Below are 15,347 nucleotides of genomic sequence, written 5' to 3'. Positions count from 1 at the left end.
CTGATTGGTGAAATGCTGCACCAATCCTTCCCCTGTCGGGTTTTCGGTGTGTCCACACCCGGTTTCGCTCCGTGATGAGCTCTCAACTCCGGTGGCTGCGAACCCCGGTGCGGGCGCGGACTAATCTCGTCGCGAGAACATCGGCCACTACCCCCGTGATCCGCCGCGACACCCCTGCATGCCGGATACACGGACCGACAGCTCTGGAGAAACTCGAGCATGAACCGCAAGACTTTGGTGCTGCCGGCCGTCGTGGGCCTGCTCGCGCCGGTGCTCGCCGCCTGCGGCGGGTCCGACAGCGGCAGCGACGGGGACGCGATCGTCGTCGGCACCACGGACCGGTTCACCGCCTCGAAGGAGGCACCCGCGCCCCTCGACCCGGCGTACGCCTACGATGTCGGCCTCTGGAACATCCTGCGTCAGACCTCACAGACCCTGATGGTCCAGCCCCGCGGCGACGGAGAACCCGTACCCGAGGCCGCCGAGCAGTGCGGGTTCACCGACACCGGCAACGAGCGCTACTCCTGCACCCTGCGTGACGGCCTGAAGTTCGCCAACGGCGACCCCGTCACCGCCCAGGACGTGAAGTACTCCATCGAGCGTGCCCTGTCCATCAAGGCCGGAAGCCAGGTGTACAGCCTGCTGTCCACCGTCGACACCGTCGAGACGCAGGGCGACCGCGAGGTCATCTTCCACCTCAACACCGCCGACGCCACCTTCCCGTACAAGCTGTCGACCCCGGTCGCCGGCATCGTCAACCCGGACGACTACGAGAAGGACAAGCTGCGCGAGGGCTTCGAACTGGACGGCTCCGGCCCGTACACCATGAAGGCCGAGGTCAAGGACGGCGCACTGACCAAGGCCGTGTTCACCAAGAACCCCCACTACAAGGGGAGCCTGACGGTGAACAACGACAAGGTCGAACTCGTGTCGTTCGAGGACGCCGACGCCATGGGCACGGCGCTCGACAAGGGCGACATCGACCTGATGACCCGTGCGATGACGCCGGACCAGATCCAGGAGCTCTCCAAGGCCACGGGCGGCGACGTCGACCTGGTCGAGGTGTCCGGCCTCGAGATCCGGTACCTCGCCTTCAACACGAAGGCGCCGACGGTGAAGGACAAGGCCGTCCGTACGGCGGTGGCCCAGCTCGTCAACCGCAGCGAACTCGTCTCCGCGGTCTACGGCTCCCAGGCCGAGCCGCTGTACTCGATGGTTCCGGCCGGCATCACCGGGCACTCCAACTCGTTCTTCAACACGTACGGAGACCCGAACGTCGCCAAGGCCAAGGCCATGCTGGAGGACGCGGGCGTCACCACTCCGGTCAAGTTCACGATGCACTACACGACGGACCACTACGGTGCCGCGACCAAGCAGGAGTTCGAAGTCCTGCAGAAGCAGCTGAACGACAGCGGCCTCTTCGAGGTCGACATCGAGGGCACGCCCTGGGAGAAGTTCCGCCAGGCCGAGCTGGACGGCGAGTACGACGTCTTCGGCATGGGCTGGTTCCCCGATTTCCCGGACGCCGACAGCTTCATCGCGCCGTTCCTCGACACCAACAACACCCTCAACTCGCCGTACGCGAACCCGCGGATCATCAACGACCTGATCCCCGAGTCCCGGCGTGAGGCCGACCGGCTCTCCGCGGTGGACAGTCTGACCACGATCCAGGACATCACCGCCGAAGACGTCCCGCTGATCCCGCTGTGGCAGGGCAAGCAGTACGTCGCCACCCGGGACGACATCACGGGCACGGCCTACGTCCTCAACTCCTCCTCCTCGCTCCAGCTGTGGGAGCTGGGCCGGGGCGTGAGCGGCTGACCGCCCACCGGACAGACCCCGAAGGGCGCCCTCTTCTCGTCGGAAGAGGGCGCCCTTCGGGGTTCTCGCGCGTCGGCGCCGACGCCTGCGGAGCGGCCTACTGCGCGCCGGGGCGGACCAGGCCGCTCTCGTACGCGTACACCGCGGCCTGCACCCGGTCGCGCAGCCCCAGCTTGGTCAGCACATGACCCACGTGCGTCTTGACGGTGGTCTCGCTGACGAAGAGGTCGGCGGCGATCTCCGCGTTGGACAGACCGCGGGCCACCAGCTTCAGCACCTCGACCTCACGGTCCGTCAGCGTGTGCAGCGCGTCCGGCACCGGCTCCTCGCCGGAGGGCAGATGCGTGGCGTACTTGTCGAGCAGCCGCCTGGTGATGCTCGGCGCGAGCATCGCCTCGCCGCTCGCCACCACGCGGATCGCCTGCACCAGTTCGTTGGCCGGCGCGTCCTTCAGCAGGAACCCGCTGGCGCCCGCCTTCAACGCCTCCACCACGTACTCGTCGAGGTCGAAGGTCGTCAGCACCAGCACCTTCGCCGGGCCGTCCCGCTCGGGCCCGGTGATCTGCCGGGTCGCCTCCACACCGTCCATCCGCGGCATGCGGATGTCCATCAGCACCACATCGGGCTGCAGCGCCCGCACCTGGTCGAGTGCCTGGAGGCCGTCTCCGGCCTCGCCGACGACCGCGATGTCCTGCTCCGCCTCCAGAATCATCCGGAAGCCCGTGCGCAGCAGCGGCTGGTCGTCGACCAGTAGGACGCGGATGGCCACGTAAGTCTCCTTCTCGCTAGTCCGGCCCCATTCTGCCCTGCTCGGCGGCGCCGGAGCCGGCCGCCCTCACCGGCAGCGGATAGGGCGGGGGAGTACCGCCGAACTCCGGGCAGTGCGCCTGGTGGTCGCACCAGCCGCACAACTTGGTGGGACGCGGCCTCCACTCGCCCGTCTCGGTCGCCAGCCGGATGGCCTCCCACAGCGCCAGCAGCTTGCGCTCGACCCGCTCCAGGTCGGCGAGGACCGGGTCGTACGTCAGCACGTCACCGCTGCCGAGATAGACGAGCTGCAGGCGCCGAGGGACGACCTTCTTCAGCCGCCACACCACCAGCGCGTAGAACTTCATCTGGAACAGCGCGCCCTCGGCGTACTGGGGGCGGGGCGCCTTGCCCGTCTTGTAGTCGACGATCCGCACCTCGCCGGTGGGCGCCACGTCGACCCGGTCGATGATGCCCCGCAGCCGCAGTCCGGAGTCCAGCTCGGCCTCGACGAACAGCTCCCGCTCGGCGGGCTCCAGCCGGCTCGGGTCCTCCAGCGTGAACCAGCGCTCCACCAGCCGCTCCGCCTCGCTGAGCCACTGCGCCAGCCGCTCGCCCCCCGGGTCGTCGGCGAACAGCTCACCGACCTCCGGCCTGCTCTCCCGCAGCCGGTCCCACTGGCCCGGGACCAGCGACTTCGCCCGCGGCGGCGTGCGCTCGGCCGCCGGGGCGTCGAAGAGCCGCTCCAGCACCGCGTGCACCAGGGTGCCCCGCGTCGCCGCCTCGCTCGGCTTCTCCGGCAGGCGGTCGATGACCCGGAACCGGTACAGCAGCGGGCACTGCATGAAGTCGCCGGCCCGCGAGGGCGAGAGCGAGGCGGGCGCCTTGGCCACGGGCACCGGGGCCGCGGCGGGGGCGGGGACCGCCGCGTCCGGCGCCGCGTCCACGTGGTCCGCCGCCGTCGCCGCCGGCCGGGCGCGTACGCCGGCGTCCTCGGCGACATCCTCGATGCTCGTCTCCATGCCCACAGACCTTACGGCCCGCGACTGACAGCCACCCAGCCCGCGGCCGTGACCCGTGGGGCGGAGGGGAACAGAGGGGTACCGGGGCGTTACGGGCCACGACGGACGCATACCATCGATAGAGACCCTCCCGCCCGGCAGGCGCGGGGGACGCTTCGAAACGAGGGGACACCGTGGACGTGAGCGGCGGGAGCGGGCAGCCGCGGTCCGGCAACGACGAGTCGGCCGAGCCCCAGGCGGGGCCGCCGGCCGCCGAAGCCGCCCAGCGGGAACCCGCGGACTCCGGCCCACCCGGGAAACGCCCCGCGGACCGGCCCCGGACGACGGGGGAGGACCCCGAGGAACAGCCCCGGACGGCGACCGGTACCGCCGAGAGCAGTCCACCGGCACCGGGCCCGGGAACGCCGGATGCCGACGTCCTCGGTCACGGGTCGCCCGGATCGGGGACACAGGGGCGTGAGGTGCCTGCCGGTGAGGGGCCGGGTTCCGAGACGCTGATCCTCAAGAAGCCGGGACCCGCGACGCAGGGGGAGGGCCCCGCGGGAGCCGCCGCCGCGAGGAACGAGGCAGGGCACAACGCCCCGGACGACGCCGACCCGCACCCGAACGCGCAGACGTCCCCCGGCCCGGCCGCCCCGACGCGGGAAACATCCGCCGGCAGCGACGACGCCGCCCGCCCGCCGGCGGACCCGCCCGCCGGCGGCGCGGGCACCGCAGGGCGCGGACCGGTCCCCCCGTCCGGTGGCGGTGACCGCCCCGCCCAAGGGCCCGCGGAGGCCGGCCGCGGCAGCCGCGACGCCTCCGGCAGGCCGCGAGCCGATGCCCGCACCGACGTCGGGGCCGGGCCGGGACGGCCGCCGCAGCGGCGGCCGGAGCCCGGAGGCGGACTGCTGATGGGCCGCCCCTTCGGGGTGCCCGTGTACGTCGCGCCCAGCTGGTTCCTGGTCGCCGCCCTGATCACCTGGGTGTTCGGCGGCCAGCTGGAACGCGTGCTGCCCGAGCTCGGCGCCGCCCGCTACCTGGTCTCCCTCTTCTTCGCGGTCGCCTTCTACGCCTCCGTCCTCGTCCACGAGCTGGCCCACACCGTCGCCGCCCTCCGCTTCAAACTCCCCGTCCGCCGCATCCAGCTCCAGTTCTTCGGCGGCGTCTCCGAGATCGAGAAGGAGGCCGAGACCCCCGGCCGCGAGTTCGTGCTGGCCTTCGTCGGCCCCCTGCTCTCCCTCGTCCTCGCCGGCGTCTTCTACGCCGCCCTCCTGCCCGTGGAGCCCGACAGCGTCCCCGGCGTCCTGCTGGCCGGCCTGATGGTCTCCAACCTCCTCGTGGCCGCCTTCAACCTGCTGCCCGGCCTCCCCCTCGACGGCGGCCGGATGCTCCGCGCCGTCGTCTGGAAAATCACCGGCAGGCCGATGCACGGCACGGTCGCCGCCGCCTGGGTCGGCCGGGCGCTCGCCATCGCCGTGCTGATCGGCCTGCCCCTGCTCACCCGGTCCCTGGGCTCCGGCGCCGCGGACGACGTCGGCATGGACACCGTCCTGGACGCCCTGCTCGCGGCGATCCTCGCGGCGATCATCTGGACCGGCGCCGGAAACAGCCTGCGCATGGCCCGCCTGCGCGAACACCTCCCGGAGCTGCGCGCCCGCGCCCTCACCCGGCGCGCCGTCCCCGTCCCGGCCGACACCCCGCTCTCCGAGGCCCTGCGCCGCGCCAACGCCTCCGGGGCCCGCGCCCTGGTCGTCGTCGACGGCGAGGGCAGGCCCGTCTCGCTGGTCCGCGAGGCCGCCATCGTCGGCGTACCCCAGCACCGCCGTCCCTGGGTACAGGTCAGCACCCTCGCCCAGGACCTCACCGACGGCATGCGCCTGTCGGCCGAGCTGTCCGGCGAGGAGCTCCTGGACGCCCTGCGCGCCGACCCCGCGACCGAGTACCTGGTGGTCGAGGAGACCGGCGAGATCTACGGCGTCCTGTCCGCGGCCGACGTCGAGCGCGCCTTCGTCAAGGCCATGGCCCGCCCCTCCTGAGCACCGCTCTCCGCAGCGGTGGTCGGCGGCCCCGCCGGGGACCGGTAGGCTGGTCACATGTCCGAACCGACCGGTGCCGCCCGCAGGCGCGGGCCCTTCAAGGTCGGGGACCAGGTTCAGCTGACCGACCCCAAGGGCCGCCACTACACGTTCACGCTCGAGGCCGGGAAGAACTTCCACACCCACAAGGGTTCCTTCCCCCACGACGAACTGATCGGTGCTCCCGAGGGCAGCGTTGTCCGCACCACCGGTAACGTCGCCTACCTCGCGCTGCGCCCCCTGCTCCCCGACTACGTCCTGTCCATGCCCCGCGGGGCAGCCGTCGTCTACCCGAAGGACGCGGGGCAGATCCTCGCCTTCGCCGACATCTTCCCCGGCGCCCGCGTCGTCGAAGCAGGCGTGGGCTCCGGCTCCCTCAGCAGCTTCCTGCTGCGCGCCATCGGCGACCAGGGCATGCTGCACTCCTACGAGCGCCGCGAGGACTTCGCCGAGATCGCCCAGCAGAACGTGGAGCGCTACTTCGGCGGTCCGCACCCCGCCTGGCAGCTCACCGTCGGCGACCTCCAGGACAACCTGTCCGACACCGACGTGGACCGTGTCATCCTCGACATGCTCGCCCCCTGGGAGTGCCTGGAGGCCGTCTCCAAGGCACTCGTGCCCGGCGGCATCCTGTGCTGCTACGTCGCGACCACCACCCAGCTCGCCCGGACCGTCGAGTCCATCCGCGAGATCGGCTCCTTCAACGAGCCCACCTCCTGGGAATCGATGATCCGCAACTGGCACGTCGAGGGACTGGCCGTCCGCCCGGACCACCGGATGATCGGCCACACCGGCTTCCTGCTGACCGCCCGCCGCCTCGCGGACGGCGTGGAGCCGCCCATGCGCCGCCGCCGCCCCGCCAAGGGCGCCTACGGCGAGGACTACGACGGCCCCAACGCCGGTGGAGGCTCCGGCCGCTGAGGCGGCCCCGTGCCGCGATCAACGTACAGGCGCCGTGGCGGAGTTCCCGAGACCCTTCGGGAAGTCCGCCACGGCGTCTTGGCGTTGGCCCGGCGGCGCGGAGGGGCTCGGCCCGGCCGGGTGCCCACCCCGCCGTTCCCCCGCACTGTGACGTGTGGCACGATGCTGGCCACCCCCCGCCGGCACAGCCCTCACAGGAGACACTCCTCGTGCAGCACCCCGCCGTTCCGGATCTGTCACACACGCACACCCGTCCGATCCACTGGGTCGCCACCGCCACGGCCCTCGCCGCAGTGGTGGCCCTGTCCTCGGTCCTGCAGCCCGACGCCGCCACGGCGGCGCAGACCGCAGCGCCCGCACCGAAGAACGCCCCCGCGCACATCGCGCCGCCCGATCCGGCGGCCGTCGCCTTCCCCCTGGAGTGCGGTCCGGTCGAGGCGGTGGTGCAGAAGAAGGCCTCCGGCGACCTCGACGGCGACGGCCGGCCCGAGACGGTGGCCGTCGTGCACTGCGACGCGCCCATGGGCACCCCGCCCGACGGCGTGTACGTCATCACACGGGACGCCGACGGCGGCAAGCCCCGCGTGGTGGCCACCCTCGTGAACCCGCGGGACCGCCGGACGGTCACCGACTTCGCGGTGCGCGGGGGCGCCGTCCACGCGACGCTTCTCGGCTACTCGTCGGCCGACGTGCCCAGTTGCTGCCCGGACGTCACGGACCACGTGAAGTGGCAGTGGGAGAACGGCGCGTTCGTCCGCGACACGCCGTCCCAGGCGCGAACCGTTTGACCGGTGATCCTGCGACGGATGGTGCGACACAGCGGACAGCATCAGACAACGGTCACGGAGTGTACGGATTAAGTCACATTTTGATCACTCTGTGTCGGGTCCGTAAACCTCGGCCCTGTCCGAAACACGACGCACATGGATGCACTCCCCCGGACACTCCTTCACGGAGTCGACCACGTCCGTGAGAAGCGGCAACGGCACGGGCGTTGCCGCCCCCGGGCTCTGCAGGAGCTCGTCGTCCGCGCCCTTGACATAGGCCAGACCGTCGATGTCCAGCTCGAACACCTCGGGCGCGTACTGGGCACAGATGCCGTCGCCGGTACACAGGTCCTGATCGATCCAGACCTCCAGTGCCTCGCCGTCGACTCCGGCCTCCTGCTGCACAGTCATCTCTCCTGCCGTTTCCTGCGCCGAGCCGTTCGGGAATCCGGCCAGCTCTGACGGGTGTTGAACGCCTCGACCCTACCTCCGGCTGGGTTCCACTCACGTTCCGTGGGTATTCCCCTGGCGTGAGGGAGAGCGCAAGGGTGAAGATCGGACACACCCCGACAGTCTTTGTGATCTAGGGGTTTCAATCGACACCCACCCAGGTAGGGTCTGGAAGCGTCCAGCTCCCCTTGGAGGAGGTGAGGACCGTGGCAGCCCACGACGACGACATGAACCGCGGCATCCGCCCGGGACGCGGGTCCGACGACCCGGCCGGGCAGGTGGCCTACCTTGAGCAGGAGATCGCCGTCCTGCGACGCAAGCTCGCCGAATCTCCGCGGCACACGAGGATTCTCGAAGAGCGGATTGTCGAGCTGCAGACCAACCTGGCCGGCGTGTCCGCCCAGAACGAGCGGCTCGCCGGCACACTGCGCGAGGCCCGCGACCAGATCGTGGCCCTCAAGGAGGAGGTCGACCGGCTGGCCCAGCCCCCGGCCGGCTTCGGCGTCTTCCTGCAGGCCAACGAGGACGGCACCGCCGACATCTTCACCGGCGGCCGCAAACTCCGGGTGAACGTCAGCCCGAGCGTCGAGCTCGACGAGCTCCGACGCGGCCAGGAAGTGATGCTCAACGAAGCACTCAACGTGGTCGAGGCCATGGAGTACGAGAGCGTCGGCGACATCGTCACCCTCAAGGAGATCCTGGAGGACGGCGAACGGGCCCTGGTGCTCGGGCACACCGACGAGGAGAGGGTGGTACGGCTCGCCGAGCCGCTGCGCGGCATCAACATCCGCCCCGGCGACGCCCTCCTGCTCGAACCCCGCTCCGGCTACGTCTACGAGGTCGTTCCCAAGAGCGAGGTCGAGGAACTCGTCCTCGAAGAGGTCCCCGACATCGGCTACGAGCAGATCGGCGGCCTCGGCGGACAGATCGAGGCCATCCGCGACGCGGTCGAGCTCCCCTACCTCTACCCCGACCTGTTCCGGGAGCACGAGCTGCGTCCGCCCAAGGGCGTCCTGCTCTACGGGCCCCCCGGATGCGGCAAGACGCTCATCGCCAAGGCGGTCGCCAACTCGCTGGCCAAGAAGGTCGCCGAGGTGACCGGCCAAGCCGCCGGCAAGAGCTTCTTCCTCAATATCAAGGGCCCCGAACTCCTCAACAAGTACGTCGGCGAGACCGAGCGGCAGATCCGCCTCGTCTTCCAGCGGGCCCGCGAGAAGGCCAGTGAGGGCACCCCCGTCATCGTCTTCTTCGACGAGATGGAGTCCCTCTTCCGCACCCGCGGCTCCGGCGTCAGCTCGGACGTGGAGAACACCATCGTCCCGCAGCTGCTCGCCGAGATCGACGGCGTGGAGGGTCTGCAGAACGTGGTCGTCATCGGCGCCTCCAACCGCGAGGACATGATCGACCCCGCCATCCTCCGGCCCGGCCGGCTCGACGTGAAGATCAAGATCGAGCGGCCGGACGCCGAGGCGGCCAAGGACATCTTCGGCAAGTACCTCACCGAACGCCTCCCCCTCCACGTGGACGACCTCACGGAGCACGAGAAGGACAAGGCGGCCACCGTCCAGAGCATGATCCAGACGGCGGTGGAACAGATGTACGCCGAATCCGAGGAGAACCGCTTCCTGGAGGTCACCTACGCCAACGGCGACAAGGAAGTCCTTTACTTCAAGGACTTCAATTCCGGCGCCATGATCGAGAACATCGTGGGCCGCGCCAAGAAGATGGCGATCAAGGACTTCCTCGAGAAGAACCAGAAAGGCCTCCGCGTCTCCCACCTGCTCCAAGCCTGCGTGGACGAGTTCAAGGAGAACGAGGACCTGCCCAACACCACCAACCCGGACGACTGGGCCCGCATCTCCGGAAAGAAGGGCGAGCGCATCGTGTACATCCGTACGCTCGTCACCGGAAAGCAGGGTGCCGACACCGGACGCTCCATCGACACGGTGGCCAACACCGGTCAATACCTGTAAAAGGCGGGGCGGCTGCGGGTGCCCTCAGCGGGTACCCGCAGCCGACTGTTTTCCGGAGCCCCGACTGGAGCAAGGCAATGCCGCAAATGATCTCCCCACCAGCGCAAAGGCGTTCTAGGCTCTTCCGTACCGCCGAGTCGCGCAGTGCGGGGACGGGCACCGCACACGCATCGGAGCGCCAGCGGTACTTGAGCGGCACCCACGACGGGCGCCGCCGGGCAAGGAGGGCCGCATGACCGTACGGCGAGTAATGGGCATCGAGACGGAGTACGGGATCTCCGTCCCCGGCCACCCGAACGCCAATGCCATGCTCACCTCGTCCCAGATCGTCAACGCCTACGCGGCGGCGATGCACCGGGCCCGCCGGGCCCGCTGGGACTTCGAGGAGGAGAACCCGCTGCGGGACGCGCGAGGCTTCGACCTCGCCCGCGAGGCCGCCGACTCCAGCCAGCTCACCGACGAGGACATCGGCCTCGCCAACGTCATCCTCACCAACGGAGCACGGCTCTACGTCGACCACGCCCACCCCGAGTACAGCGCTCCGGAGGTCACCAACCCGCGGGACGCGGTGCTGTGGGACAAGGCCGGCGAACGGATCATGGCCGAGGCCGCCGAACGGGCCGCCCAGCTGCCCGGGGCCCAGCCGATCCACCTCTACAAGAACAACACCGACAACAAGGGCGCCTCCTACGGCACGCACGAGAACTACCTGATGAAGCGGGAGACCGCCTTCTCGGACATCGTGCGCCACCTGACGCCGTTCTTCGTCTCCCGCCAGGTCTTCACCGGCGCCGGCCGCGTCGGCATCGGCCAGGACGGCCACGAGCACGGCTTCCAGCTCAGCCAGCGCGCGGACTACTTCGAGGTCGAGGTGGGCCTGGAGACCACGCTGAAGCGCCCCATCATCAACACACGCGACGAACCGCACGCGGACGCCGAGAAGTACCGGCGACTGCACGTGATCATCGGCGACGCCAACCTGTCAGAGATCTCGACCTATCTGAAGCTGGGCACGACGGCCCTGGTCCTCTCGATGATCGAGGACGGGTTCATCGCCGTCGACCTGGCCGTGGACCAGCCGGTCCGCACCCTGCACCAGGTCTCGCACGACCCGTCCCTGAAGCGACTGGTCACCCTCCGCAGTGGGCGCACGCTCACCGCGGTGCAGCTCCAGATGGAGTACTACGAGCTGGCCCGCAAGTACGTGGAGGAACGGTACGGCGCGGACGCCGACGACCAGACCAAGGACGTCCTCGGCCGCTGGGAGGACACCCTCAACCGGCTCGAGAACGACCCGATGAGCCTGGCCGGCGAGCTGGACTGGGTCGCCAAGCGGGAGCTCATGGAGGGCTACCGGCGCCGGGACGACCTGGACTGGGACGCGGCCCGGCTGCACCTCGTGGACCTCCAGTACGCCGACGTACGGCCTGCCAAGGGCCTGTACAACCGGCTGGTGGACCGGGGCCGCATCAAGCGGCTGCTGGACGAGACGGAGGTCGAGCGGGCCCGTACGAAGCCGCCGGAGGACACACGCGCGTACTTCCGCGGACGCTGTCTGGAGCAGTACGCGGACGACGTCGCGGCCGCCTCCTGGGACTCGGTGATCTTCGATCTGCCGGGCCGGGACTCGCTCCAGCGGGTGCCAACCCTGGAACCGCTTCGCGGAACGCGTAATCACGTCAAGGAGCTCCTGGACCGCTGCCGCACCGCGGAAGACCTGGTCAAGGTCCTGGCCGGCGGGTAGGCGGGCCGAGCGGGTACACGGAGGAGACCGCCGGACAGGGTGGAAACCCACCCGGTCCGGGAACCATCGAGAGGGCCCCCGTTCGTTGGAGAAACGCGGGGCCGATGTCGGACCCGGCTTGTAGGGTCTGATCTTGACCGAGCAACTGTGTCGGGCGAACCGAGCGGGGTGAGGGTTATGGCGACCAAGGACACCGGCGGCGGCCAGCAGAAGGCCACACGTTCCACCGAGGAGGTCGAGGAGCAGGCGCAGGACGCGCAGGCTTCCGAGGACCTCAAGGAGCGCCAGGAGAAGCTGAACGACGACGTGGACTCCGTCCTGGACGAAATCGACGATGTGCTCGAAGAAAATGCCGAGGACTTCGTGCGTTCCTTCGTTCAGAAGGGTGGCCAGTAGGCTGCTTTCGCCTTCGAAATGAAGGTCGACTTTGGGGGTTCGTGAGTGCGGGAGGGGAAGATGGAGAAGCGCTGCTCGCGGTGGGGAGAGGTCGAACCGCGGGCGGCCTTCGCCGCCGACCGAGCCGCCCGTGACCGCCTTCAGGCCTACTGCCGCACATGTTGGGCGGAGTGTCACCGGGCTCGCCAACTGGCCAAGGGCGAGAATGTCCGACCCAGGGTGGAAACTCCCGAGGGGTACAGACACCGTCGAAGCTGTGGCGAGACCGAGCCGCACAGCGAGTGGCACCGCAAGGCGAGTGCCTCTGACGGCCTCTCGACGAGCTGCAAGGCGTGCCGGGCGGAGAAGGGCCGGGCGGGCCCTCTGAAGCGCCGTTACGGTCTCACCGATGCCGAGCGCGATCAGTTGATCGCCGATCAGGGCGGCGTCTGCTGCATATGTCGTGCCGCTCCCGCCGCACATGTGGATCACTGCCACGAGACGGGTAGGGTCCGTGGCGTACTGTGCTTCAGCTGCAACGCCGCGCTGGGGCAGTTCAAGGATCGGCCCGATGCCATAAGGCGGGCTGCCGCTTACGTGGAGGGAATCGCGTGGAAGCCAACACTCGTAGCACCGGGCGTCTGCCAGCTGCCTTCCTGACGCCTGGGTCCTCCTCCTTCATGGACTTCCTCGGTGAGCACCAGCCTGAGATGCTCCCGGGCAACCGGCAGCTGCCCCCGGTGCAGGGTGTCGTCGAGGCGCCGCACGGCACCACGATCGTGGCGGTCACGTTCCCCGGGGGTGTCGTTCTCGCCGGTGACCGGCGGGCCACCATGGGCAACATGATCGCCCAGCGGGACATCGAGAAGGTCTTCCCGGCCGACGAGTACTCGGCGGTGGGCATCGCCGGCACGGCGGGTCTGGCCGTGGAGATGGTGAAGCTGTTCCAGCTGGAGCTGGAGCACTTCGAGAAGGTCGAGGGCGCGCAGCTGTCCCTGGAGGGCAAGGCGAACCGCCTGTCGACGATGATCCGGTCCAACCTGGGCATGGCGATGCAGGGGCTGGCCGTGGTGCCGCTGTTCGCCGGGTACGACGTGGACCGGGGCAGGGGCCGCATCTTCTCGTACGACGTGACGGGCGGGCGGTCCGAGGAGCACAGCTACGCGACCACCGGGTCGGGGTCGATCTTCGCCCGCGGCGCGATGAAGAAGCTGTTCCGTGAGGACCTGACCGAGGAGCAGGCCACGACGCTCGTGGTCCAGGCGCTGTACGACGCGGCGGACGACGACTCGGCGACCGGTGGTCCCGACGTCGCGCGCCGGATCTACCCGATCATCACTGTGATCACCGAGGACGGTTTCCGCCGGCTGAGCGACGACGAGGGCGCGGAGCTCGCGCGCGCGGTGCTGGAGCGGCGGCTCGAGCAGCCCGAGGGCCCGCGGGCCGCGCTGCTGTAGCGGGTGCGTTCGTGTTGTCAGGTGGTTCAGTGACTTCTCCAGAAAGGGACGGATAACCGGTGTCGACGCCGTTCTATGTCTCACCCCAGCAGGCGATGGCGGACCGGGCGGAGTACGCCCGCAAGGGCATCGCCCGTGGCCGCAGCCTGGTCGTGCTGCAGTACGCCGATGGCATCGTGTTCGTCGGCGAGAACCCGTCCCGTGCGCTGCACAAGTTCAGTGAGATCTACGACCGGATCGGCTTCGCGGCCGCCGGCAAGTACAACGAGTACGAGAACCTCCGGATCGGCGGCGTGCGCTACGCCGACCTGCGCGGTTACACGTACGACCGTGACGACGTGACGGCCCGCGGCCTGGCCAACGTGTACGCCCAGACGCTGGGCACGATCTTCTCGAGCCAGGCCGAGAAGCCGTACGAGGTGGAGCTGGTCGTCGCCGAGGTCGGTGACAGCCCCGAGAACGACCAGATCTACCGGCTGCCGCACGACGGCTCGATCGTGGACGAGCACGGCTCGGTCGCGGTCGGGGGCAACGCGGAGCAGATCAGCGGGTACCTGGACCAGCGGCACCGGGACGGCATGACGCTGGCCGAGGCGCTGAAGCTGGCGGTGCAGGCGCTGTCCCGCGACACGAACGGCAGCGAGCGGGAGATTCCGGCGGAGCGGCTCGAGGTCGCGGTGCTGGACCGTACGCGTCCGCAGAAGCGGAAGTTCAAGCGGATCGTGGGCGGTCAGCTGTCGCGGCTGCTGGACGCGGGAGCGGGAGCCGAAGACCTGTCCCTGCCGGACGAGGACGGGGACGAGGGCGAGGAGTAGCGGGCAGCCGCTGCGCGAGACCCTTCGAGCGGCGCCGGGTGCCATGGGCCCCGGTGCCGTTCAGTCTTCCGGCGGGGGTGCCGTGGAGCTTCGTACGACCAGGTGGACGGGGATGTCGCCCTCCTCGGGCGGCTGCCCCTCCATGACCGCGAGCAGGGCCCGCATGCCGCGTTCGCCGAAGAGTTCCGCGTCGAGGCGGACGGTCGTCAGCTCCGGGTCGATGGCCGTGGCGAGGCCGAGGTCGTCGAGGCCGGTGATCGAGAGGTCGTCGGGGACGCGGAGCCCGGCGCGCCGGGCGGCCTTGTAGGCGCCGGCCGCGAGCTTGTCGTCGTCGCAGACCAGTGCCGTGGGCCGGGGCCCCGGGGCCGCGAGTGCGGCTTCCGTGGCGGTCAGGGCGCCCTCGATGGAGATGGGGGCGCAGGCGGTGCGCAGGTCGGTGCCGGTGACCGCGGCCAGTCTGGCCGACAGTTCGCGGGCGCGGATCTCGAAGGTCCAGGACGGGACGTCCGCCGCGAGGTGGAGGAAGCGGCGGTGGCCCAGGGAGAGCAGGTGCTGCGCGACCTGGCGGATGCCGTCGGCGATGTCCAGGTTGACCGTCGCGGCGCCGAGACTGCCCTCCGGGTCGCTGTCCAGCATGACCAGGGGGAGCTGGTCGCCCCGGATCGCGGTGAGTGCGTCGGCGGCCATGGAGGAGGCGATGACGCCGTCCAGGGCGGCTCGGGCGGAGGCGAAGGGGTCCCGGGCCGGGCCGACGCCCTCGGGGGAGGGGTAGAGCACCACTCCGAAGCCGTGCTGGGCGGCCACGCGCGCGGCGCCCGTGTACACCTCCGCGAAGAACTCCGTGGTCAGGGCGGGGACGACCAGCAGCACCGTGCGGGTGCGGCCGAGGCGGAGGTTGCGGGCGGCGAGGTTGGGGCGGTAGCCGAGTTCGTGCGCGGCCTCGCGGACCCGCTGGGCCGTGGGCTCCGAGACGCGGCCGCGCCACTTGTCGCCGAGGACCAGCGAGACCGCGGCCTGGGAGACGCCGGCGGCCTGGGCGACGTCCCGGCTCGTGGGGCGGGTGCTGCCTCGTGCCACCGTTCGCCTGCGCTTTCTTCTGGACTCGTGAACAGGCGACATGGTACGTATGACGGCGGAAGTTATACGTAAAACGTCGCCGGACGGTCTTGTCGGCCGGTCTCGTCGGCCGGTCTTGTGG

General features: G+C 70.1%; 14 protein-coding genes. 10 read left to right on the top strand and 4 right to left on the bottom strand.

Features of this window, described 5'->3' with window-relative positions; translation table 11 throughout:
- The first annotated feature begins 219 nt into the window (after positions 1-219).
- Positions 220-1,821 (top strand): ABC transporter substrate-binding protein, encoded by a 1,602-nt coding sequence (locus ACP4IX_RS04630; protein WP_426554810.1) that lies wholly within the window; start codon positions 220-222, stop codon positions 1,819-1,821.
- Positions 1,822-1,918: 97 nt separating this feature from the next.
- On the opposite strand, the gene ACP4IX_RS04625 is transcribed toward ACP4IX_RS04630, so the two are convergent.
- Both ACP4IX_RS04625 and ACP4IX_RS04620 read right to left on the bottom strand, forming a co-directional pair.
- Positions 1,919-2,590 carry a response regulator gene (locus ACP4IX_RS04625; protein WP_398135286.1) on the bottom strand — a complete coding sequence of 224 codons (672 nt, stop codon included), beginning with the start codon at positions 2,588-2,590 and terminating at the stop codon, positions 1,919-1,921.
- Positions 2,591-2,606: 16 nt separating this feature from the next.
- The gene (locus tag ACP4IX_RS04620) at positions 2,607-3,590 is read right to left on the bottom strand and encodes a RecB family exonuclease (RefSeq protein WP_426554809.1); all 984 of its coding nucleotides are present in this window, start codon (positions 3,588-3,590) and stop codon (positions 2,607-2,609) included.
- Positions 3,591-4,051: 461 nt separating this feature from the next.
- Here ACP4IX_RS04620 and ACP4IX_RS04615 point away from each other — a divergent pair, with 461 nt between their 5' ends.
- From ACP4IX_RS04615 to ACP4IX_RS04605, 3 genes are all read left to right on the top strand, one after another.
- A complete protein-coding gene (locus ACP4IX_RS04615; RefSeq protein ID WP_426554808.1) occupies positions 4,052-5,608 on the top strand; it encodes a site-2 protease family protein in 1,557 nt (518 codons plus the stop codon).
- Positions 5,609-5,665: 57 nt separating this feature from the next.
- Positions 5,666-6,568: a tRNA (adenine-N1)-methyltransferase gene (locus ACP4IX_RS04610; RefSeq protein WP_398135289.1), complete on the top strand. Its 903-nt coding sequence runs from the start codon at positions 5,666-5,668 to the stop codon at positions 6,566-6,568.
- Between the two features lie 209 nt (positions 6,569-6,777).
- Positions 6,778-7,356, top strand: a complete 579-nt coding sequence (locus ACP4IX_RS04605; RefSeq protein ID WP_426518596.1) for a hypothetical protein — start codon at positions 6,778-6,780, stop codon at positions 7,354-7,356.
- Between the two features lie 84 nt (positions 7,357-7,440).
- Here ACP4IX_RS04605 and ACP4IX_RS04600 read toward each other — a convergent pair whose 3' ends face one another.
- Complete coding sequence (locus tag ACP4IX_RS04600) at positions 7,441-7,746, bottom strand: ferredoxin (RefSeq protein ID WP_426518598.1); 306 nt, start codon at positions 7,744-7,746, stop codon at positions 7,441-7,443.
- A 245-nt stretch (positions 7,747-7,991) separates the two neighbouring features.
- Between ACP4IX_RS04600 and arc the strand changes: the two genes are divergently transcribed.
- The 6 genes from arc to prcA all read left to right on the top strand — a co-directional run bounded on the left by arc (position 7,992) and on the right by prcA (position 14,149).
- Entirely contained in the window at positions 7,992-9,758 is a 1,767-nt protein-coding gene (arc, locus tag ACP4IX_RS04595; protein WP_426518600.1) for a proteasome ATPase, read from the top strand.
- A 232-nt stretch (positions 9,759-9,990) separates the two neighbouring features.
- Entirely contained in the window at positions 9,991-11,502 is a 1,512-nt protein-coding gene (gene dop, locus ACP4IX_RS04590; RefSeq protein WP_426554807.1) for a depupylase/deamidase Dop, read from the top strand.
- A 177-nt stretch (positions 11,503-11,679) separates the two neighbouring features.
- Complete coding sequence (locus ACP4IX_RS04585) at positions 11,680-11,898, top strand: ubiquitin-like protein Pup (protein WP_053128307.1); 219 nt, start codon at positions 11,680-11,682, stop codon at positions 11,896-11,898.
- Between the two features lie 60 nt (positions 11,899-11,958).
- Positions 11,959-12,537, top strand: a complete 579-nt coding sequence (locus ACP4IX_RS04580; RefSeq protein WP_426554806.1) for an endonuclease VII domain-containing protein — start codon at positions 11,959-11,961, stop codon at positions 12,535-12,537.
- A complete protein-coding gene (gene prcB, locus ACP4IX_RS04575) occupies positions 12,489-13,334 on the top strand; it encodes a proteasome subunit beta (protein ID WP_426518607.1) in 846 nt (281 codons plus the stop codon). Before ACP4IX_RS04580 ends, prcB begins: the two co-directional genes overlap by 49 nt.
- A 59-nt stretch (positions 13,335-13,393) precedes the next feature.
- A complete protein-coding gene (gene prcA / locus ACP4IX_RS04570) occupies positions 13,394-14,149 on the top strand; it encodes a proteasome subunit alpha (RefSeq protein WP_426554805.1) in 756 nt (251 codons plus the stop codon).
- A 60-nt stretch (positions 14,150-14,209) separates the two neighbouring features.
- Here prcA and ACP4IX_RS04565 read toward each other — a convergent pair whose 3' ends face one another.
- On the bottom strand, positions 14,210-15,226 hold the full coding sequence (locus tag ACP4IX_RS04565; protein WP_426518612.1) for a LacI family DNA-binding transcriptional regulator: 1,017 nt from the start codon (positions 15,224-15,226) through the stop codon (positions 14,210-14,212).
- Positions 15,227-15,347 lie beyond the last annotated feature (121 nt).

Source organism: Streptomyces sp. WG5 (genome assembly GCF_049974565.1).
Taxonomy (GTDB): domain Bacteria; phylum Actinomycetota; class Actinomycetes; order Streptomycetales; family Streptomycetaceae; genus Streptomyces.
Note: the sequence above shows the minus strand (reverse complement) of the source record. Positions and strands in the feature narration are given on the sequence as shown.

Bases quoted from the DNA above. Each gene is read 5' to 3' on its own strand.
- ACP4IX_RS04630 (WP_426554810.1), top strand. From the start codon at position 220: ATGAACCGCAAGACTTTGGTGCTGCCGGCCGTCGTGGGCCTGCTCGCG.
- ACP4IX_RS04620 (WP_426554809.1), bottom strand. From the start codon at position 3,590: ATGGAGACGAGCATCGAGGATGTCGCCGAGGACGCCGGCGTACGCGCC.
- ACP4IX_RS04610 (WP_398135289.1), top strand. From the start codon at position 5,666: ATGTCCGAACCGACCGGTGCCGCCCGCAGGCGCGGGCCCTTCAAGGTC.
- ACP4IX_RS04600 (WP_426518598.1), bottom strand. From the start codon at position 7,746: ATGACTGTGCAGCAGGAGGCCGGAGTCGACGGCGAGGCACTGGAGGTC.
- dop (WP_426554807.1), top strand. From the start codon at position 9,991: ATGACCGTACGGCGAGTAATGGGCATCGAGACGGAGTACGGGATCTCC.
- ACP4IX_RS04585 (WP_053128307.1), top strand. From the start codon at position 11,680: ATGGCGACCAAGGACACCGGCGGCGGCCAGCAGAAGGCCACACGTTCC.
- ACP4IX_RS04580 (WP_426554806.1), top strand. From the start codon at position 11,959: ATGGAGAAGCGCTGCTCGCGGTGGGGAGAGGTCGAACCGCGGGCGGCC.